Raw genomic sequence first — 18,462 nt, forward strand, 5'->3', positions numbered from 1 at the left:
CTTAACAAGCGTCCACAATAATTGCAGACGCGGGATATTGGCAAGCGCCGTATATTGCAGCGGTGGACTACCCTGGATGCAGCCACTCCGGGACGGAGGAACAAGAGCCATGACAGCGACAGACCCCGCGCTCACCGCGCTCGCCCAAAGCTGGTGCGCCCTCTCCCTGCTCCACGGGAAGATCGAGGCACGCGTCGAGCGCGCCCTCCAGGCCAAGCACGGCCTGAGCGTGCGGGAGTACGGACTCCTCGACGTCCTCAACCGCCAGCACGACGGCGAGGGCGGCCACCTGCAGATGAAGCAGGTCGCCGACGCCGTGGTGCTGAGCCAGAGCGCGACCACCCGCCTGGTGACCCGGCTGGAGGAGCGTGGCCTCCTGTCCCGCTACCTGTGCCCCACCGATCGGCGCGGCATCTACACGGACGTCAGCGAGACCGGCGCCGCACTGCTCGCCGAGGCGCGCCCCACCAACGACGCCGCCCTGCGCGAGGCCCTCGACGAAGCCGCGCAGAACCCGGAGCTGGCCCCGCTGGTCAGGGCCGTCGAAACGCTGCGCGCGCCCGCGTAGGACCTGTCGGCTGCCTGCCGTGGATGCAGCCACGGGGCGTACGCCCGAGAGGCCGCGGGCGGCCCACATAGGCTGCGGCCATGGGAGACCTTGAAATCCGCCCTGCCATAGCCGCAGATCTGTCCGCCATCGTGGGTATGCTCGCCGATGACCCTCTGGGTGCCACGCGCGAGTCGCCGAACGACCTCACTCCGTACGTCACCGCGTTCGAGCGACTGGTCGACGACCCGAACCAGCATCTGGTCGTCGCCGAACGCGAGGGCCGCGTCGTCGGCACGCTCCAGCTCACGATCGTCCCGGGGCTCTCTCGCAAGGGCGCCACGCGTTCGATCATCGAGGGCGTACGTGTCCACTCCGACGAGCGCGGCAGCGGGCTCGGCACGCGGTTCATCGAATGGGCCGTCGACGAATCCCGCCGTCAGAACTGCCAGTTGGTGCAGCTGACCTCCGACGCCACCCGCATCGACGCCCACCGCTTCTACGAGCGGCTCGGTTTCGCGGCATCACACCTGGGCTTCAAGCTGCAGCTCTGAAGGACACAACGAGGCGGCTTGTTTCACGTGAAACAAGCCGCCTCGTCACGCCGTCCGCCTACGGGAAGCCGCGCCACCCCCGCGGGTCCACCCCGCCGGGGACCGGCGCCTCCTCGTCGTACGGCGTGCGGGTGAAGATGAACGACCCCAGGTCGAGGTGGCTCACCGAACCGTCCACCCGCCGTACCGCCTGCAGCAGCTCCCCCGCGTAATAGCCGTTGAGGCCGGTCCAGGTGCCGTCCCCGTTGGACCGGAACCGGGCCTGGCGCCCCGCCCCGGAGAGCGGCCCCACCTCGATCCCGCCGTCGGCCGCCAGCCGGAGCGCGAGCACCTGGGTCCCCCAGTACCAGGGCCCGGCCAACTCCAGCACCTTCTCGTCGACTTCGGTGAGTGGCCGCCACGGCTCCGGGATGCGGGGCTCGGCATCGGCCACGATCTTCACCAGATCCACGGCCAGCGCTGCCACCTGCGGCCCCGACGTGCAGTTGGCGAGGGCGACCGTGGCGAGACCGTCCGCCTCACTCACCCACAGAGCGGCCAGGAAGCCCGGCAACGATCCACCGTGCCCGGCCAGGCTGCCCCTCTCCCACCTCAGCAGATCCACGCCCAGGCCGTACGCCCTGTCCCATTCCCCCGTCTGCAACGGCGCCGACGGCGTCCGCATCTCCCGCACGGACTCCAGGGCCAGGACCCGGTCATCGCCCTTCAGCAAGAAGGCCCCGAAGCGCGCCAGGTCCCCCGCGGTGGACCACAGCTGCCCTGCCGGAGCCATCAGCCCCAGGTCCTCGACGGGCTCGGGCATCATCACGTCCGCCCAGGGATGCACGGCGAAGCCACCCGCGTGCGGCGCCTGAGGCTGTGCGCTCGTACGGCTCAGGCCCAGCGGCTCGAGCACCTCACGGCTCAGCACCTCCGCCCACGGAGCGCCCCGCAACGCCTCCACCAGCGAACCCAGCAACGTATAGCCGGGGTTGGAGTAGTGGAAGCGGCGGCCCGAGGGGTGCTTGAACGGGTCCTGACCCAGTACATCGGCGAGTTCCGGACGTGTCGAGCCGGGCGTGCGCTCCCACCACGCACCAGGCGTCTCGGCAGCCAGCCCGCCGGTGTGGGAGAGGAGTTCAGCGATGGTGACCTCTCCCGCCCCGGTCCCCGGAAGATGCTTCTCCAGCGGGTCGTTCAGGTCCAGCACGCCCTCGTCCCGCAGCCGCATCACCAGCACTGCGGTGAAGGTCTTGGTGATCGACCCGATGCGGTACTGCACGTTCTCGTCCGGCGCGTGTCCGTCCACCATGCTGCGGCCGCCGCTCCACACCAGCTCACCGTCCCGGGCCACCGCGGCCACCAGCGACGGCGTCCGGCCCTCCGTCTGGGCGGTGGCGACTCGGTGCAGCAAGGCTCGGCGGGTGGACGGGAGAAGCTCTTCATGGGATGTCGTCATGGGTCCAGTTCACCTGGGAGGCGCCGGTGAGTCGAGCGAATTCGTATCCGTGCCCCGTCAGGTCTCCCAGGGCATCGAGCCCGCGACCCGCCGCGTCGCGACATTGATCCGGTTGAACATGTTGGTCACGCCGACGGCGAGGACGATCGCCGCGAGTTCCTGCTCGGTGAAGTGCTTCGCCGCCTCGTCCCAGATCGCGGCCGGCACCGGGTCGGGCCGGTCGGCGAGCCGGGTGGCCGCCTCCGCGAGGGCGAGGGCGGCGCGCTCTGCTTCGGTGAAGCAGGTCGTTTCCCGCCAGGCGGCCACCGCTGAACGCCGCTCGTCGGTGACGCCCGCCGCCCCGGCACTCCGCGCGCTCCCGTCCACACAGACACTGGACCCGTTGATCTGGCTCACGCGCAGTTGCACCAGCTCGATCGTCGCCTGGGGCAGACCTTGCTTCCTGGCGACCTTGGACAGGATCAGCAGGGCCTTCATGGCCTCAGGGATGATCACGGCGGGGTTCTGCATACGAGCCTGCATTGAGTGTTCTCCTCAAGCGTCTGCCCGGCGCCGCTGTCTGCCGCGGCGGCGTCGTGGTGGTCCGTCACTGCACCGACGAATCGCGGCGCGGGAGTGTGAGCGGCGACGGCGACCAGAGACCGGCCGCCGTCCCGTCACGCAGGTGCTGCTCGTAGGTGACGACCTTGCCGTGAATGACCTCCAGACAGGCGCTGAGGTCGTCGATCTTCGCGCGTACGGCCCGTTCGTGCTCTTGGAGCAGCGCCAGGCGGTCCAACTCGTTGCCGGGCCCGGCGCGCACGAGCGCCGCGAACTGCTGGACCGTGGCGATCGGCATGCCCGAGTCGCGCAGCCGACCGCACAGCAGAAGCCAGTCCACATCGCTCTGTTCGTAGACGCGCTGTCCCCCGCCGGTGCGCGGGATCTCCCGAAGGAAGAGCCCTTCCCGCTCGAAGAACCGCAGCGCGTGCACGCTCAGACCGGTCGCCTCGGCCACCTTCCCTATGGACAGCCCACGCGCCTTGCCGTCGGGCAGACCCCCCGCATCGTCACTCATGCCGCGACCGTACAGATCCCTTGACCTAGCGCGCGGTCTAGGTCCTAGCGTCCAGGACATGATCACTGAACAGCAGAAGCTCGGCACCGGATTCGGTGCCCGCAGCACGGCCGACGACGTGCTCGCAGACGTGGATCTGGCAGGCACCACGGCCCTGGTCACCGGCGGCTACTCCGGTCTCGGGCTCGCGACCACCCGCGCCCTCGTCCGCGCGGGAGCGCACGTCGTCGTCCCCGCCCGCCGCCCCGACACCGCCGAGGACGCCCTGCGCGGCATCCCCGGGACCGAGGTGCAAGCCCTCGACCTCGCCGACCCGGACAGCATCCGCGTCTTCTGCGAACGCTTCCTCGAGACCGGTCGGCCCCTCGGCGTCCTCATCAACGGTGCGGGCGTCATGGCCTGCCCGGAGACACGTGTCGGCCCGGGCTGGGAAGCCCACTTCGCCGTCAACCACCTCGGGCACTTCGCGCTCACCCAGCGCCTGTACCCGGCGTTCGCGCCGACCGGGGCGCGCGTCGTGGCCGTCGCCTCCTCCGGGCACTTCCTGTCCGACATCCGCTGGGACGACCTCCACTTCCGTACCGGCTACGACCGGTGGCTGGCCTACGCCCAGTCCAAGACCGCCAACACCCTCTTCGCCCTGCAACTCGACCGCCTCGGCGCCGACCGCGGCATCAACGCGTTCGCCGTGCACCCCGGCAGCATCCTCACACCGCTGCAGCGCCACATTCCCCGCGAGGAGTGGCTCGCACAGGGCTGGGTGACCCCGGACGGGACGCCGGCCGAGGGCTTCAAGACACCGGAGCAGGGCGCGGCGACGGCGGTCTGGGCTGCGACCTCGCCCCTGCTGGACGGTCGTGGAGGGGCGTACTGCCAGGACTGCGACATCGCCGAGCCGGCCACCACCGACGACATGCTGATCGGCGGCGTCAAGCCCTGGGCCGTCGACCCCGACGCGGCGTCCCGGCTCTGGGACCTCTCCTGCGAACTCACCGGGCTCAGCGCCTTCTGACTCCTGGCCAGACGCGATCGTCCTGAACGGTCACGCGGAAGTGCTCGCGAAACTGCGGAACCTACACGAGAAGATCAGGTCTGTGCCATATCCACGAAGCGCGAGTAGTGCCCCTGGAAGGCGACCGTGATCGTCGCCGTCGGGCCGTTACGGTGCTTGCCGACGATGATGTCCGCCTCGCCCGCGCGAGGCGACTCCTTCTCGTACGCGTCTTCGCGGTGGAGCAGGATCACCATGTCCGCGTCCTGCTCGATCGAACCGGATTCACGCAGGTCGGAGACCATGGGCTTCTTGTCCGTGCGCTGCTCGGGGCCACGGTTCAGCTGCGAGAGGGCGATCACCGGCAGCTCCAGCTCCTTGGCCAGGAGCTTCAGGTTTCGCGACATGTCCGAGACTTCCTGCTGTCGGCTCTCGGACCGCTTGGATCCGCCCGACTGCATCAGCTGCAGGTAGTCGATGACGACGAGCTTCAGGTCGTTCCGCTGCTTGAGGCGGCGGCACTTGGCTCGGATCTCCATCATCGACAGGTTCGGGGAGTCGTCGATGTAGAGCGGGGCGGCCGAGACGTCCGGCATGCGCCGGGCGAGCCGGGTCCAGTCCTCGTCGGTCATCGTGCCGGAGCGCATGTGGTGCAGCGCGACCCGCGCCTCGGCGGACAGCAGACGCATCGCGATCTCGTTGCGGCCCATTTCGAGCGAGAAGATCACGCTCGGCATGTTGTGCTTGATCGAACAGGTTCGGGCGAAGTCCAGGGCCAGCGTCGACTTACCCATGGCGGGGCGGGCCGCGATGATGATCATCTGGCCCGGGTGCAGACCGTTGGTGAGCTGGTCGAGGTCGGTGAAGCCGGTCGGAACACCGGTCATCTCCCCCGACCGCGAGCCGATCGCCTCGATCTCGTCGAGAGCGCCCTCCATGATGTCGCCGAGCGGCAGATAGTCCTCGGTGGTGCGCTGCTCGGTGACCGCGTAGATCTCGGCCTGGGCGCTGTTGACGATCTCGTCGACGTCGCCGTCGGCCGCGTATCCCATCTGGGTGATCTTGGTGCCGGCCTCGACGAGGCGGCGCAGCACCGCGCGCTCGTGGACGATCTCCGCGTAGTACTCGGCGTTCGCCGCGGTCGGGACCGTCTGGACCAGCGTATGCAGATACGATGCGCCGCCGACCTTGGTGATCTCACCGCGCTTGGTGAGCTCGGCCGCCACGGTGATGGGGTCGGCCGGCTCACCCTTGGCGTAGAGGTCGAGGATCGAGGCGTAGATCGTCTCGTGCGCGGGGCGGTAGAAGTCGTGGCCCTTGAGGACCTCGACGACATCGGCGATGGCGTCCTTGGAGAGCAGCATGCCGCCGAGCACGGACTGCTCCGCGTCGAGATCCTGCGGCGGGACACGCTCGAACGACGATCCTCCGCCGTCCCAGCCGCCTTCCCTGCCACGATCGTGCTGCTCGTCGCGGCCCCGTCCTCCGTCGCGGCGCTGACGGGATGCGGGCAGACGGTCACTGGGACCGCTGTCGGCCCAGGGGTCGTCCAAAGGCTCGGAGATACTCACCGGGCCACCTCCTCCCGTCCGCCGAGCGGACCTCGCCGTGCCCCTCTTTCCTACGGCACGACACTGACAAATAAGGGGGCCCAACTCCGGTTCTGACGCGTCGGTTTTTCGGGGTTTCCGAGGTCGTACGACGAGGCGGGCGCCGGTCCACGGTAGGCCTGTGGGCACCGTCAGCCAATCTGGTTATCCACAGGCGGTGTGGATGACGGACCCTATGCTGTGGAGAACTCCGCCAAACCTGTGCACGGTCCGGTGGACAGCCCTGTGAACAAGCCCTCAGCCGCTCTCACGCAGCGCCTCTGACCTGCATCTTTCCCATCCACTGGCTGTGCAGAAGAAAAACTTCCCCAGTCGGACCAAGATCGTTGGAAACCGCGTGTGACAGCGCGCCGAAGGACGGCCCAGGTAAGGGTCTCAATAGCATTGCATCTCTTACCTGTGGAAGATTACATTGGTGTCCATGACACAGGCTCCCGCGGCGCCCAAGGCCGCCCGGCGACGACACGACCGAGAGATCATCGCGCTCGCCGTTCCCGCCTTCGGCGCACTCGTCGCCGAGCCCCTCTTCGTACTGGCCGACAGCGCCATCGTGGGGCACCTCGGCACCGCGCAACTGGCCGGTCTCGGCGTCGCGTCGGCGCTCCTGACCACCGCGGTGAGCGTCTTCGTCTTCCTCGCCTACGCCACCACTGCCGCCGTCGCCCGCCGGGTCGGCGCCGGAGACCTCCCGTCCGCCATCCGCCAGGGCATGGACGGCATCTGGCTCGCACTGCTCCTTGGCGCCGCCGTCATCGCCGTCGTCCTGCCCACCGCTCCGGCCCTCGTGGAGCTCTTCGGCGCATCGGACACCGCGGCCCCGTACGCCGTCACGTATCTGCGGATCTCCTCGCTCGGCATCCCCGCCATGCTCGTCGTACTCGCCGCCACCGGTGTCCTGCGCGGCCTGCAGGACACCAAGACCCCGCTGTACGTCGCGATCGGCGGGTTCGTCGCCAACGGCGCCCTCAACGTCGGCCTCGTCTACGGCGCGGGCCTCGGCATCGCGGGCTCCGCCTGGGGCACCGTCATCGCCCAGTGCGGCATGGCCGCCGTGTACCTCTACGTCGTCGTCCGCGGTGCGCGGCGGCACGGTGCCTCGCTGCGCCCTGACGTCGCCGGGATCCGGGCCTGTGCGCAAGCCGGTGCGCCTCTCCTGGTCCGCACGCTCTCGCTGCGGGCCATCCTGATGATCGCGACCGGCGTGGCCGCCCGCCTCGGGGATTCCGACGTGGCCGCCCACCAGATCATTCTGTCCCTGTGGAGTTTGATGGCCTTCGCGCTCGACGCCATCGCCATCGCCGGGCAGGCGATCATCGGACGCTACCTGGGCGCCGACGACCCGGAGGGCGCACGCGCCGTCTGCCGTCGCATGGTGGAGTGGGGCATCGCCTCGGGAGTCGGCCTCGGCCTGCTGATCATCCTTGCCCGGCCGTTGTTCATCCCGCTCTTCACCGGCGACGCCGCGGTACAGGACGCGGCACTGCCCGCCCTTGTGGTCGTGGCCCTCGCCCAGCCGGTCTGCGGCATCGTCTTCGTCCTCGACGGCGTCCTGATGGGCGCGGGCGACGGGCCGTATCTCGCCTGGGCGATGATCGCCACGCTGGCCGTCTTCACACCGGTCGCCCTGCTCGTGCCGACCTTCGGCGGAGGCCTGACCGCGCTGTGGGGGGCGATGACGCTGATGATGGCGGTTCGGATGCTGACCCTGTGGCTGCGTTCCCGCTCCGGCCGCTGGATCGTCACAGGTGCCACGCGCTGAGCCTTGCGAGCTGTTGCACGGGGGTGCTGCTTCACGGGGTGCTGCTTTACGCGGTGCTGTTTCACGTGAAACAGCACCGCGTGAAACACGTTGGGCCGTACCCCGAGGGGTACGGCCCAACGCTTGCTTCAGCTCTGCCAAGCGCAGTGCTTAGGCGGAGACGACCTCGACGTTGACCTTCGCGGCAACCTCGGGGTGCAGACGCACGGACGTCGAGTGGGCGCCCAGGGTCTTGATCGGCGAACCGAGCTCGACGCGGCGCTTGTCGACCTTCGGGCCACCGGCAGCCTCGATCGCCGAAGCGACGTCAGCCGGGGTGACGGAACCGAAGAGACGACCGGCGTCGCCGGAGCGGACGGCCAGGCGGACCTTGACGCCCTCGAGCTGGGCCTTGATCTCGTTGGCCTGCTCGATGGTCGCGATCTCGTGGATCTTGCGCGCGCGACGGATCTGCGCGACGTCCTTCTCGCCACCCTTGGTCCAGCGGATCGCGAAGTTCCGCGGGATCAGGTAGTTGCGGGCGTAGCCGTCCTTGACGTCTACGACCTCGCCGGCGGCGCCGAGGCCGGAGACCTCGTGGGTGAGGATGATCTTCATTTTTCGGTCACCCTTCCCTTATCGCGCGGTGGACGTGTAGGGCAGCAGCGCCATCTCACGGCTGTTCTTCACGGCCGTGGCGACGTCACGCTGGTGCTGCGTGCAGTTGCCGGTCACGCGGCGGGCACGGATCTTGCCGCGGTCGGAAATGAACTTCCGCAGCATGTTCGTGTCCTTGTAGTCCACGTACGTGACCTTGTCCTTGCAGAAAGCGCAGACCTTCTTCTTAGGCTTGCGCACAGGCGGCTTCGCCATGGTGTTTCTCCTGTGTGATCAAGAAGTGGGGGTACGGCCCACCTTCGGCCCGAGGGCCTGAAAGCCCTGAGGCTTAGAAGGGGGGCTCGTCCGAGTAGCCGCCGCCGGAGCCGCCGGAACCGCCGGAGCTTCCGCCCCAGCCGCCACCGCCGCCACCCTGCTGCTGGCCGCCACCTGCCGGAGCACCGGTCGCCCAGGGGTCGTCGGCGGGAGCACCGCCGCCACCCTGCTGCTGGCCGCCGCCGGAGTTTCCACCCCAGCTGCCGCCACCCTGCTGACCGCCGCCACTGCCGCCGCCGTAACCGCCCTGGCCACCTCGACCAGTGGTCTTGGTGACCTTGGCCGTGGCGTTCTTCAGGCTGGCGCCGACTTCCTCGACGTCCAGCTCGTAGACCGTGCGCTTGATGCCCTCACGGTCCTCGTAGGACCGCTGCTTCAGCCGGCCCTGCACGACGACGCGCATGCCTCGCTGAAGCGACTCCGCGACGTTCTCCGCCGCCTGACGCCAGACCGAGCAGGTCAGAAAGAGGCTTTCGCCGTCCTTCCACTCGTTCGTCTGGCGGTCGAAGGTGCGGGGAGTGGACGCGACACGGAACTTCGCGACCGCCGCACCGGAGGGGGTGAAGCGCAGCTCGGGGTCGTCGACAAGATTGCCGACGACCGTGATGACGGTCTCGCCTGCCATGGGGGAACCTCTCGGCGGGTTTGCTGCTGGCTGCTTGTTGCTGCTACTCGATTCCCGGGTGCTACTGAGCTAGGAAGCTCAGTGCATCTCGGGACGGAGGACCTTGGTCCGGAGGACCGACTCGTTCAGGTTCATCTGTCGGTCGAGCTCCTTGACGACCGCAGGCTCGGCCTGCAGGTCGATGACCGAGTAGATGCCCTCGGGCTTCTTCTTGATCTCGTAGGACAGACGACGACGGCCCCAGGTGTCGACCTTCTCGACCTTTCCGTTGCCCTCACGGACGACGGAGAGGAAGTTCTCGATCAGCGGGGAGACAGCGCGCTCCTCGAGATCGGGGTCGAGGATGACCATCACTTCGTAGTGACGCATGTGGAACCCACCTCCTTTGGACTCAGCGGCCACGGTCGTTCCGTGGCAGGAGGGTCGTGATGCGTACGCAACGGTATCCGCAGCCACTGACAATCGGCTCCCGCGAGCGGGGGCTCATGCTGTGGCCAGGGCAGACACCGGTGCAGACGGTACAGAGTACCCGCACCGAGGCTTCCGGTTGAAATCCGGCGGCGGACGGGCAGAATCTGTACACATCGGGTGTCTATGGCGCTACGATGCGCCGCCTTACGCAGGAGGTGCCTCACATGGCACAAGCAATGCGACCGCACACCGCCACATCTCTCTTCGCCACGGACGGCAAGGCCCATCCGTTCCAGGACGCGCTGGTCGGCGTGACGCTGGTCCTCGGCGTGATCGCCTTCGTGACGGCGATGTTCCACAACCTCCATCTGATCAGCTCGTGGACGGGCCTGATCGGGATCGCCACCGGCGCGTACGGCCAGTTCATCTCGGTGACCACGCGCGAGCGCTTCGGCCTCATCCTGGGGCTCGGCGCCTCGGCGATGGGCTTCTTCCTCGGCATGGCGCACGGCGGACTCTTCGGCGGAATCGTCGGCTGACGGCCTCCCGGTGCCCCGGTCGCTCGAACGGGCCGGGGCGCTGAGTTCCGTACGCCCAGACGGGGCGCTCGCAGGGCGCAGTAGGCTTCGGCGCGTGAGCCGGAGCCCCTGAACCCATGGGGACACACCAGCCCGAGGAGCGCCCCGAATGAGTCTGACCCTGAGGACCATCAGTCGCGAGCAGCATCTGGCATATATCCAGACACTGCCGTCGGCAAGTCATTGCCAGGTCCCGGCATGGGCTGACGTGAAGAGCGAATGGCGCTCCGAGAACCTGGGCTGGTTCGACGACAGGACCGGTGCGCTGGTCGGCGTGGGCCTGGTGCTCTACCGGCAGCTGCCCAAGCTGAAGCGTTATCTCGCGTACCTCCCCGAGGGCCCGGTCATCAACTGGTACGCCCCGAACCTCGACGAGTGGCTGCAGCCGATGCTGGCGCATCTGAAGCAGCAGGGCGCCTTCTCCGTGAAGATGGGTCCGCCGGTCGTGATCCGCCGCTGGGACGCTCCGGCGATCAAGGCCGGCATTCAGAACCCCGACGTCAAGCGGCTGCGGGACACCGAGGCGACCCTCATCGAGCCGCGTGCCTTTGAGGTCTCCGACCGGCTGCGGCGGATGGGCTGGCAGCAGGGCGAGGACGGCGGCGCCGGCTTCGGTGACGTGCAGCCCCGCTTCGTCTTCCAGGTGCCGCTGGCCAACCGCTCCCTGGATGAGGTCCAGAAGGGCTTCAACCAGCTGTGGCGGCGCAACATCAAGAAGGCCGAGAAGGCGGGCGTCGAGGTCGTCCAGGGCGGCTACCAGGACCTCGCCGAGTGGCAGCGTCTCTACGAGATCACCGCCGTGCGCGACAAGTTCCGCCCGCGGCCCCTCGGCTACTTCGAGCAGATGTGGCGGGCCCTCAACTCCGAGGACCCCAACCGCATGCGGCTGTATTTCGCGCGGCACAACGGCGTGAACCTGTCGGCCGCGACGATGCTCGTCGTCGGCGGACACGTCTGGTACTCCTACGGAGCCTCGGACAACATCGGGCGTGAGGTCCGGCCCTCGAACGCGATGCAGTGGCGGATGCTGCGCGACGCGTACGCCATGGGGGCCACGGTCTACGACCTGCGCGGCATCTCCGACTCGCTGGACGAGACCGATCACCTCTTCGGTCTCATCCAGTTCAAGGTCGGCACCGGTGGCGAGGCCGCCGAGTACATCGGCGAGTGGGACTTCCCGCTCAACAAGCTGCTGCACAAGGCGCTGGACATCTACATGTCGCGCCGCTGATCCCGCACAATTTCCTTCCATAACTCTGATACATCGCAGACACGAGAAAGGTTCCGGGATCCAGCCATGGCGCTCACGCTCTATGTCGACACCGCGCGCTGGCGGGCACACCAGAAGCACCTGCTGGAGCAGTTCCCGGGCATCGTCCCGGTCTGCAAGGGCAACGGGTACGGCTTCGGTCATGAGCGCCTCGCCGAGGAAGCCACGCGCTTCGGCTCCGACGTCCTCGCCGTGGGCACCACCTACGAAGCCGCCCGGATCAAGGACTGGTTCAGCGGTGACCTGCTGGTCCTGACCCCGTTCCGGCGGGGCGAGGAGCCGGTGCCGCTGCCCGACCGCGTCATCCGTTCCGTGTCGTCGCTCGACGGCGTGTACGGCCTCGTGGGCGCCCGCGTCGTCATCGAGGTCATGTCCTCGATGAAGCGCCACGGCATCAGCGAGCAGGAGCTTCCGCAGCTGCACGCGGCGATCGAGGACGTACGACTCGAAGGCTTCGCGATCCACCTGCCGCTGGACCGCACCGACGGCTCGGATGCCGTCGAGGAGGTCATCGGCTGGATGGACCGGTTGCGCGCCGCCCGCCTGCCGCTCCACACGATGTTCGTCAGCCACCTCAAGGCCGGTGAACTGGCGCGGCTGCAGCAGCAGTTCCCCCAGACCCGCTTCCGTGCCCGCATCGGTACGCACCTGTGGCTGGGCGATCACGAGGCCACGGAGTACCGCGGCGCGGTCCTCGACGTCACCGCCATCGCGAAGGGCGACCGCTTCGGCTACCGCCAGCAGAAGGCCGCGTCCGACGGCTGGCTGGTCGTGGTCGCGGGCGGCACCTCGCACGGTGTCGGCCTGGAGGCCCCCAAGGCGCTGCACGGCATGATGCCGCGGGCCAAGGGCGTGGCGCGTGCGGGCCTCGCGACCGTCAACCGCAACCTCTCGCCGTTCGTCTGGGCGGGCAAGCAGCGCTGGTTCGCCGAGCCGCCGCACATGCAGGTCTCGATCCTCTTCGTGCCCTCCGATGCTCCGGAGCCGAAGGTCGGCGAGGAGCTGGTGGCCCATCTGCGGCACACCACGACGCAGTTCGACCGGATCGTCGACCGCTAGAGGGCGGCAGCAGCAGACGGAAGGGCCGGTACGACGACGAGGCGTACCGGCCCTCACGCGTTCTTCCGCTGTTCGCCCTGAGCGAACACCCCCGGAGCGCCTCAGCCGAATCGCCTCAGCCGGAGTGCCTCAGCGCGACAAGTCGGTGGCCGAGCCCCACTTCACCGCGGGAGCCCCTGTCGAGCGTCTCACCGTCCGCGTCGCACCGCCCGCGTACCCGAGGACGAAGACGTCTCTCGCGCCGTCCAGGACGCCCCCTGAGGGGTCGTCATCGCCGCCCTGCCGCACCACGTCCCGCTCCGGCATCAGGATGTCGCGTACGACCACGGCGCACAGCCACAGCGTGCCCACCAGATGTACGACGATGGCCAGTTGATAGCCCTCTGTCGGCAGTCCCTTATGGGCGTCCCCACTCGTCGTGTACGCGAGGTACATCCAGATCCCGAGGAAGTACGCGACCTCCCCCGCCTGCCAGATCAGGAAGTCCCGCCAACGCGGGCGGGCCAGCGCGGCGAGCGGAATCAGCCACAGGACGTACTGCGGCGAGTAGACCTTGTTGGTGAGGACGAAGGCGGCGACCACCAGGAAGGCGAGCTGCGCGAAGCGCGGGCGGCGTGGTGCGGTGAGCCCGAGCGCGGCGATACCCAGGCAGGCGAGGAGCATCAGGGCCATCGCCAGGGTGTTGACGGTGTCCGTGGTCAGCGGTGAATCCATGCGCTGGGAGAGGATCAGCCAGAAGGACCCGAAGTCGACGCCGCGCTGCTGGCTGAATGTGTAGAACTTCGACCAGCCGTCGCCGGCGAGCAGCATCACCGGCAGGTTCACGACCAGCCAGGTGCCCACCGTGCCGACCAGGGCCGTCCCGAACTCCCGCCATCGCCCGGCCCGCCAGCACAGGACCAGCAGGGGTCCGAGCAGCAGCACGGGGTAGAGCTTGGCAGCCGTCGCGAGCCCGAGCAGCACACCGAAGGCGACGACACGCGCGCGTGCCCACATCAGCATCGCGGCGGCCGTGAGAGCCACCGCGAGCAGGTCCCAGTTGACGGTTGCCGTCAGCGCGAGGGCGGGCGCCAGGGCGACGAGCAGCGCGTCCCAGGGGCGGCGCCGGTGGGTGCGCGCGACACAGATGGCGAGGACCGCGGTGCAGGCCATCAGTATCCCCGCGTTGACCATCCAGTAGATCTTCTCCTGGTGCTGGACGGTTCCGCTGCCGGGCGTCACCCAGGAAGCCATCTCCATGAACACCCCGGTCAGGACCGGGTATTCGAGGTACTCCATGTCGCCGGGCAGCCTGTCGAAGTACGGCACGAGCCCGTCGGCGAAGCCGCGTCCCTGGTAGAGGTGCGGGATGTCGGAGTAGCACGCGTGCGTGTACTGCGAGCTGGCGCCGACGAACCACGCGCCGTTGTAGCACGGCATCTTCTGGATCAGCCCGAGCGCGAACATCCCGAGCGCGACGAGCATGATGACGCGCACGGGGGTCCACCAGCTCGCCGCGAACAGCACTCTTCGGCCGACCGGACCCCCGAGCAGCTCGCTGCCGGCCCTGGCGACCTCGTCCTCCTTGGTCGGCCGTACGGGCTCCTGCGGGCTCACGGGCTCGTACGCGCTCGCACGCGCCGTCTCTGCACCGGGGTCTGCGCTGTGGGGGTCTGCACTGGGCATGTCCGCCATCCTGCCGTACGCACCTGAGAACACGGAGAGGACCGCCGCACTCATCGGTGCGACGGCCCTCGTTTCACGTGAAACATCCGCGGGGGAGTCCCGGCAACTCGCCGTGCAGCCCCCACGGGCCCGGCTCAGCCGGCTCAGCCTCCCGCGCCGCGGATGAAGCCTCCGCCGTCTTCGTTGCCTTCGTTGGCGCCGCCACCGGCCGGATCCTCTGTCTCCGGTGGCGACTCTCCCCCTGGGCCGCCGTCGACGCCGCCCTGGGCCCCACCGTTGCCCTGGCCACCGTTGTGGTTGCAGTCCCAGTCCAACGGCTCACAGGTCTCAGTGGGGTCGGGCGACTCCGTCGGAGGCTTCGTGGTCGCGGACTTCGAGGGCGTGGGCGATGTGGTCTTCTCCGGCTCCTCGGTCTTCGACGGGGTCGGCGGCGGGGGCGGGGTCTCGCCGACGACCTTGCCGATCGGACCCGGCACGGGGAAGGGGATGACGCGCTCGTTCTTGAGCGCCTGCTCCATGTAGTCCTGCCAGATCTGTGCGGGGAACGAAGCGCCGTGGATCTTCTTCTCGCCGCCCGTGCCGAACATCTGCAGGAACTCGCGCTTCTTGTTGGTCTCGTCGTCATCGAGCCGGTACATGCTCACCGCCGTCGACAACTGCGGTGTGTACCCCACGAACCAGGCGGACTTGTTGCCGTCGGTCGTACCGGTCTTGCCCGCGACCTGGCGTCCGGTGAGCTTGGCCGAGGTGCCGGTGCCCCTGTCCACGACGGTCCGCAGCACGTCCGTGACGTTGTTGGCGACGTCCTCGTCGAAGGCCTGCTTGGTCTGCTTCTTGTGCTCGTAGACCGTGTCGCCCTCGTGCGCCACCTCCGTGACGGAGTACGGCTCGTTCTGCTTGCCGCTCGCCGCGAAGGTGGAGTACGCGCCGGCCATCCGGATCGCACTGGGTGACGAAGTACCGAGCGAGAAGGACGGGTAGTTGGCGCTGGCCATGGAACTGTCGTCCTTGAGGCCGGCGGCCATGGCCGACTCCTTCACCTTGTCCAGACCGACATCCATGCCGAGCTGTACATAGGCGGAGTTGACCGACTCCCGCATCGCCTCGCGGAGGTTGATCTGGAAGCTGGGCCGGTTGTACGACTGGCCACCGTCGTTCTTCTGGTTCCACTGCTTGCCGTCGCGGTCCGTCCAGACGTCGCCGTTGTACTTCTGGATCTTCAGCTCGTTTTTGCCGCTGTACAAGCTCTTCGGATTGACGATGGTGCGTTCGTCATTCGACTGCACCTCACCGAGATCCGGGTTGCGCACGCCGTACTTGAAGGCCGCGGCCAGCACGAACGGCTTGTAGGTCGAACCGACCTGGGCACCGGTCTGGTCGGCGTTGTTGGTGAAGTGCTTCGTCGCGTCCACACCGCCGTAGATGGCCCTGATCGCGCCATCCTTCGGATTCACGGAGGCGCCGCCGAACTGGACGTGCGTGTCCTTCTCCGGCCGGACCTTCGGCTTGATCTTCGCCTTGCGGACCTTGTTCACCGACTTCTCGAGCTCCTTGACCTGCCTCCTGTCGAAGGTGGTATGGATCTCGTAGCCGCCCCGCTGGAGCTGCTCGGCGGTGATGTTGGTGTTCTTGATGACGTTCGCCTTGGCCAGGTCCACGAGATAACCCGTCTGGCCGGCCAGGTCAATGTTCGACCGGGGGTTCTGCAGCTTGGGGAACTTGTCGTACTTGGCCCGGTCCGCGGCGGTCAGGCGGCCGTCCTTGACCTCCTCGTCGAGGATCCACGACCACCGCTTCTTGGCACGCGCGGTGTTGTCCTGCTTGTTCGCCGCGGGGTCGATCTCCGGGGCTCCGGCGGGGTCGTAGTACGTGGCGCCCTTGAGCACGGTCGCGAGGAGAGCGCACTGGCTCGGGTCAAGTTCCTTGGCCTCGGTGTTGAAGTACGCCCGCGCGGCCGCCTGGATGCCGTAGGCCCCACGTCCGTAATAGGCGGTGTTGAGGTACCCCGCCATGATGTCTTCCTTGGAGACCGTCCGGCCGACCTTTATGGAGATGAAGAGCTCTTTGAACTTACGCGTGAATGTCTGCGACTGGTCGCCCAGACGCGCGTTCTTCACGTACTGCTGGGTGATCGTGGAGCCACCCTGGGTCTGCCCGCCCTTGGCCATGTTGACCAGGGCACGGGTGATGCCCATCGGGTCGACGCCCTTGTCCTTCTCGAAGGTCTTGTTCTCCGCCGACATGACGGCGAAGCGCATCTCCTCGGGGATGTCGTCGTAGTCGATGATCTGGCGGTTGCGCTCACCACCGGTCGCGACCATCTGCTTGCCGTCGGCCCAGTAGTAGACGTTGTTCTGGGCCTTGGCCGCCTTGTCGACCTCCGGCACCTCCACCAGGGCGTACGAGATACCGGCGACCGCCATCAGACTGCCGAGGAACCCGAGGAACAGGCCGCTGACCAGGCGCCACGACGGAACCCAGCGCCGCGCACCGGACTTGTTCGCGCGCGGGTAGTCGATGAACCGCTTCTTGCGTGGCGGCTCCGCGCCGCGGCCTCTGCCCCGGCCGGCCCCGCCCGGGCCCCCGGCGCCGCCACCACCGCGACGGCCGCCACCACCGGCGCCCGAACGCCCACCGCCGTCGGGTGCCCGGCGCCGGCCGCCGCTCGCGCCGACCGAACCACTGCGCTGTGCGGCGCGCCGGGCCTCGGCCCTGCCGCCATAAGTCCGGCCTCCGTCATCCGGAGCGCCCGGGGCGGGCGTCCCGTAGGAGGAAGAAGGCGACCCGGTTTCGCCACGCGGTGCCGCACGGCGGCCCGAAGGCGGTGCTTGGGCGCCACGCCTTGCCGCGGCGCGTCCGCCGTCCTGCGGCTGCGGCGGTTTGCGACGGTGCTCGCTCATCGAACGATTACTCCTCGGGCAGGCGCAGCTGTCCACGCCTGGAAACGGCGGCTGGTTTCCGGTCCCCCCGAAGTGCGGTTGCGCCCGTTCCGGAACACACCCGCACTGCACCGGGGACCACGACGCTCCCCGGCGTCACTTGGTTCCCGGCGGCATACATGGCGCACAGACTACGCACCGTCAAAACCCTCGTAGAGCCGAAGTTCACCCCAAATCAGGCAAGTTACTTCCTACGAATCGGTGATGTGACGCCGTTCACCGTGCCCCCTCTTGTATCAGCCGGATCGCCGTTCTATCGTCTCGATGTATCGAGTCGATACATCAGCTCGGCATAAAGGCCGTACTGAGGGACCATGGCAGACGGGAGGCGAAGATGAGCAGGCGCTCCGGCATCCTTGAATTCGCTGTGCTCGGTCTGCTCAGGGAGTCCCCGATGCACGGCTATGAGCTGCGTAAACGACTCAATACGTCACTGGGAGTGTTCCGCGCCTTCAGCTACGGGACGCTCTACCCCTGCCTCAAGACGCTGGTCGCCAACGGCTGGTTGATCGAGGAGTCGGGCAGCACGCCTGAAGACGCCCTCGCAGCTCCACTCGCAGGACGTCGCGCCAAGATCGTCTATCGGTTGACGGCGGAAGGTAAGGAGCACTTCGCGGATCTGCTGTCGCAGACCGGCCCCGACGCATACGAGGACGAGCACTTCGCCGCCCGCTTCGCCTTCTTCGGGCAGACCTCGCGGGATGTACGGATGCGGGTGCTCGAGGGCCGCCGCAGCCGCCTCGAAGAGCGTCTGGAGAAGATGCGCGCCTCCCTGGCCCGTACCCGGGAGCGCCTGGACGACTACACGCTCGAGCTTCAGCGGCACGGCATGGAGTCCGTGGAGCGCGAAGTGCGCTGGCTGAACGAGCTCATCGAGAGCGAGCGATCGGGACGGGACCAGCAACGGTCCGCCCCCGACAGCTCCGCTCAGCAGAACAGCACATCTGGGGAGTCGGCGGGCCTGCCCCGGCGGCGGGAGACCAACCCGCCGCCGGATCCGTCCGATGACCCCGCCAAGTGAGACCCAGCGTTCCGCAGGGTTTCATC

19 protein-coding genes are annotated in these 18,462 nt (G+C 68.2%); 9 read left to right on the plus strand and 10 right to left on the minus strand.

Annotated features, from left to right (window positions below; translation table 11 throughout):
* Positions 1 to 109: 109 nt before the first annotated feature.
* Together ABZ953_RS08960 and ABZ953_RS08965 are read left to right on the plus strand one after the other, a co-directional pair.
* Positions 110 to 568 (plus strand): MarR family transcriptional regulator, encoded by a 459-nt coding sequence (locus ABZ953_RS08960; protein WP_361719039.1) that lies wholly within the window; start codon positions 110 to 112, stop codon positions 566 to 568.
* An 80-nt stretch (positions 569 to 648) separates the two neighbouring features.
* Complete coding sequence (locus ABZ953_RS08965; RefSeq protein WP_361719042.1) at positions 649 to 1,101, plus strand: GNAT family N-acetyltransferase; 453 nt, start codon at positions 649 to 651, stop codon at positions 1,099 to 1,101.
* Between the two features lie 58 nt (positions 1,102 to 1,159).
* On the opposite strand, the gene ABZ953_RS08970 is transcribed toward ABZ953_RS08965, so the two are convergent.
* From ABZ953_RS08970 to ABZ953_RS08980, 3 genes are all read right to left on the minus strand, one after another.
* Positions 1,160 to 2,539, minus strand: a complete 1,380-nt coding sequence (locus ABZ953_RS08970) for a serine hydrolase domain-containing protein (protein ID WP_361719045.1) — start codon at positions 2,537 to 2,539, stop codon at positions 1,160 to 1,162.
* Between the two features lie 57 nt (positions 2,540 to 2,596).
* Positions 2,597 to 3,061: a carboxymuconolactone decarboxylase family protein gene (locus ABZ953_RS08975; protein ID WP_361719049.1), complete on the minus strand. Its 465-nt coding sequence runs from the start codon at positions 3,059 to 3,061 to the stop codon at positions 2,597 to 2,599.
* A 64-nt stretch (positions 3,062 to 3,125) separates the two neighbouring features.
* Positions 3,126 to 3,596 carry a MerR family transcriptional regulator gene (locus tag ABZ953_RS08980; protein ID WP_361719052.1) on the minus strand — a complete coding sequence of 157 codons (471 nt, stop codon included), beginning with the start codon at positions 3,594 to 3,596 and terminating at the stop codon, positions 3,126 to 3,128.
* Between the two features lie 58 nt (positions 3,597 to 3,654).
* Here ABZ953_RS08980 and ABZ953_RS08985 point away from each other — a divergent pair, with 58 nt between their 5' ends.
* A complete protein-coding gene (locus ABZ953_RS08985; protein ID WP_361719055.1) occupies positions 3,655 to 4,608 on the plus strand; it encodes an SDR family NAD(P)-dependent oxidoreductase in 954 nt (317 codons plus the stop codon).
* A gap of 74 nt (positions 4,609 to 4,682) precedes the next feature.
* On the opposite strand, the gene dnaB is transcribed toward ABZ953_RS08985, so the two are convergent.
* A complete protein-coding gene (gene dnaB / locus ABZ953_RS08990; RefSeq protein WP_361719058.1) occupies positions 4,683 to 6,158 on the minus strand; it encodes a replicative DNA helicase in 1,476 nt (491 codons plus the stop codon).
* 460 nt (positions 6,159 to 6,618) lie between these two features.
* Between dnaB and ABZ953_RS08995 the strand changes: the two genes are divergently transcribed.
* Positions 6,619 to 7,956 (plus strand): MATE family efflux transporter, encoded by a 1,338-nt coding sequence (locus ABZ953_RS08995; protein WP_361719061.1) that lies wholly within the window; start codon positions 6,619 to 6,621, stop codon positions 7,954 to 7,956.
* A gap of 3 nt (positions 7,957 to 7,959) precedes the next feature.
* A complete protein-coding gene (locus tag ABZ953_RS09000; protein ID WP_361719271.1) occupies positions 7,960 to 8,025 on the plus strand; it encodes a pentapeptide repeat-containing protein in 66 nt (21 codons plus the stop codon).
* 81 nt (positions 8,026 to 8,106) lie between these two features.
* On the opposite strand, the gene rplI is transcribed toward ABZ953_RS09000, so the two are convergent.
* The 4 genes from rplI to rpsF all read right to left on the minus strand — a co-directional run bounded on the left by rplI (position 8,107) and on the right by rpsF (position 9,862).
* A complete protein-coding gene (rplI, locus tag ABZ953_RS09005) occupies positions 8,107 to 8,553 on the minus strand; it encodes a 50S ribosomal protein L9 (RefSeq protein WP_361719064.1) in 447 nt (148 codons plus the stop codon).
* Between the two features lie 18 nt (positions 8,554 to 8,571).
* On the minus strand, positions 8,572 to 8,808 hold the full coding sequence (gene rpsR, locus ABZ953_RS09010) for a 30S ribosomal protein S18 (RefSeq protein WP_003949403.1): 237 nt from the start codon (positions 8,806 to 8,808) through the stop codon (positions 8,572 to 8,574).
* A 73-nt stretch (positions 8,809 to 8,881) separates the two neighbouring features.
* Complete coding sequence (locus tag ABZ953_RS09015; RefSeq protein WP_361719067.1) at positions 8,882 to 9,493, minus strand: single-stranded DNA-binding protein; 612 nt, start codon at positions 9,491 to 9,493, stop codon at positions 8,882 to 8,884.
* A 78-nt stretch (positions 9,494 to 9,571) separates the two neighbouring features.
* On the minus strand, positions 9,572 to 9,862 hold the full coding sequence (gene rpsF / locus ABZ953_RS09020) for a 30S ribosomal protein S6 (protein WP_016644628.1): 291 nt from the start codon (positions 9,860 to 9,862) through the stop codon (positions 9,572 to 9,574).
* Positions 9,863 to 10,128: 266 nt separating this feature from the next.
* On the opposite strand from rpsF, the gene ABZ953_RS09025 reads away from it, so the two are divergent.
* The 3 genes from ABZ953_RS09025 to ABZ953_RS09035 all read left to right on the plus strand — a co-directional run bounded on the left by ABZ953_RS09025 (position 10,129) and on the right by ABZ953_RS09035 (position 12,811).
* Positions 10,129 to 10,443: a hypothetical protein gene (locus tag ABZ953_RS09025; protein ID WP_361719071.1), complete on the plus strand. Its 315-nt coding sequence runs from the start codon at positions 10,129 to 10,131 to the stop codon at positions 10,441 to 10,443.
* 148 nt (positions 10,444 to 10,591) lie between these two features.
* Entirely contained in the window at positions 10,592 to 11,713 is a 1,122-nt protein-coding gene (locus ABZ953_RS09030; RefSeq protein ID WP_361719074.1) for a peptidoglycan bridge formation glycyltransferase FemA/FemB family protein, read from the plus strand.
* Positions 11,714 to 11,779: 66 nt separating this feature from the next.
* The gene (locus ABZ953_RS09035; protein WP_361719077.1) at positions 11,780 to 12,811 is read left to right on the plus strand and encodes an alanine racemase; all 1,032 of its coding nucleotides are present in this window, start codon (positions 11,780 to 11,782) and stop codon (positions 12,809 to 12,811) included.
* Positions 12,812 to 12,940: 129 nt separating this feature from the next.
* Here ABZ953_RS09035 and ABZ953_RS09040 read toward each other — a convergent pair whose 3' ends face one another.
* Both ABZ953_RS09040 and ABZ953_RS09045 read right to left on the minus strand, forming a co-directional pair.
* Positions 12,941 to 14,476: a glycosyltransferase 87 family protein gene (locus tag ABZ953_RS09040; protein WP_361719080.1), complete on the minus strand. Its 1,536-nt coding sequence runs from the start codon at positions 14,474 to 14,476 to the stop codon at positions 12,941 to 12,943.
* 143 nt (positions 14,477 to 14,619) lie between these two features.
* Complete coding sequence (locus ABZ953_RS09045) at positions 14,620 to 17,376, minus strand: transglycosylase domain-containing protein (RefSeq protein WP_361719083.1); 2,757 nt, start codon at positions 17,374 to 17,376, stop codon at positions 14,620 to 14,622.
* 373 nt (positions 17,377 to 17,749) lie between these two features.
* Here ABZ953_RS09045 and ABZ953_RS09050 point away from each other — a divergent pair, with 373 nt between their 5' ends.
* Entirely contained in the window at positions 17,750 to 18,436 is a 687-nt protein-coding gene (locus ABZ953_RS09050) for a helix-turn-helix transcriptional regulator (protein ID WP_361719086.1), read from the plus strand.
* Positions 18,437 to 18,462 lie beyond the last annotated feature (26 nt).

Source organism: Streptomyces sp. NPDC046465, from assembly GCF_040646035.1.
Lineage (GTDB): Bacteria > Actinomycetota > Actinomycetes > Streptomycetales > Streptomycetaceae > Streptomyces.

Excerpts from the sequence above, each read along its gene's own strand:
- ABZ953_RS08985 (WP_361719055.1), top strand. The coding sequence starts at position 3,655 with ATGATCACTGAACAGCAGAAGCTCGGCACCGGATTCGGTGCCCGCAGC.
- rplI (WP_361719064.1), bottom strand. The coding sequence starts at position 8,553 with ATGAAGATCATCCTCACCCACGAGGTCTCCGGCCTCGGCGCCGCCGGC.
- ABZ953_RS09040 (WP_361719080.1), bottom strand. The coding sequence starts at position 14,476 with ATGCCCAGTGCAGACCCCCACAGCGCAGACCCCGGTGCAGAGACGGCG.
- ABZ953_RS09045 (WP_361719083.1), bottom strand. The coding sequence starts at position 17,376 with ATGAGCGAGCACCGTCGCAAACCGCCGCAGCCGCAGGACGGCGGACGC.
- ABZ953_RS09030 (WP_361719074.1), top strand. The coding sequence starts at position 10,592 with ATGAGTCTGACCCTGAGGACCATCAGTCGCGAGCAGCATCTGGCATAT.
- ABZ953_RS09015 (WP_361719067.1), bottom strand. The coding sequence starts at position 9,493 with ATGGCAGGCGAGACCGTCATCACGGTCGTCGGCAATCTTGTCGACGAC.
- ABZ953_RS09035 (WP_361719077.1), top strand. The coding sequence starts at position 11,780 with ATGGCGCTCACGCTCTATGTCGACACCGCGCGCTGGCGGGCACACCAG.
- rpsR (WP_003949403.1), bottom strand. The coding sequence starts at position 8,808 with ATGGCGAAGCCGCCTGTGCGCAAGCCTAAGAAGAAGGTCTGCGCTTTC.
- ABZ953_RS08960 (WP_361719039.1), top strand. The coding sequence starts at position 110 with ATGACAGCGACAGACCCCGCGCTCACCGCGCTCGCCCAAAGCTGGTGC.
- ABZ953_RS09025 (WP_361719071.1), top strand. The coding sequence starts at position 10,129 with ATGGCACAAGCAATGCGACCGCACACCGCCACATCTCTCTTCGCCACG.
- ABZ953_RS08970 (WP_361719045.1), bottom strand. The coding sequence starts at position 2,539 with ATGACGACATCCCATGAAGAGCTTCTCCCGTCCACCCGCCGAGCCTTG.
- ABZ953_RS08995 (WP_361719061.1), top strand. The coding sequence starts at position 6,619 with ATGACACAGGCTCCCGCGGCGCCCAAGGCCGCCCGGCGACGACACGAC.
- ABZ953_RS08965 (WP_361719042.1), top strand. The coding sequence starts at position 649 with ATGGGAGACCTTGAAATCCGCCCTGCCATAGCCGCAGATCTGTCCGCC.
- ABZ953_RS08980 (WP_361719052.1), bottom strand. The coding sequence starts at position 3,596 with ATGAGTGACGATGCGGGGGGTCTGCCCGACGGCAAGGCGCGTGGGCTG.
- ABZ953_RS08975 (WP_361719049.1), bottom strand. The coding sequence starts at position 3,061 with ATGCAGGCTCGTATGCAGAACCCCGCCGTGATCATCCCTGAGGCCATG.
- rpsF (WP_016644628.1), bottom strand. The coding sequence starts at position 9,862 with ATGCGTCACTACGAAGTGATGGTCATCCTCGACCCCGATCTCGAGGAG.
- ABZ953_RS09050 (WP_361719086.1), top strand. The coding sequence starts at position 17,750 with ATGAGCAGGCGCTCCGGCATCCTTGAATTCGCTGTGCTCGGTCTGCTC.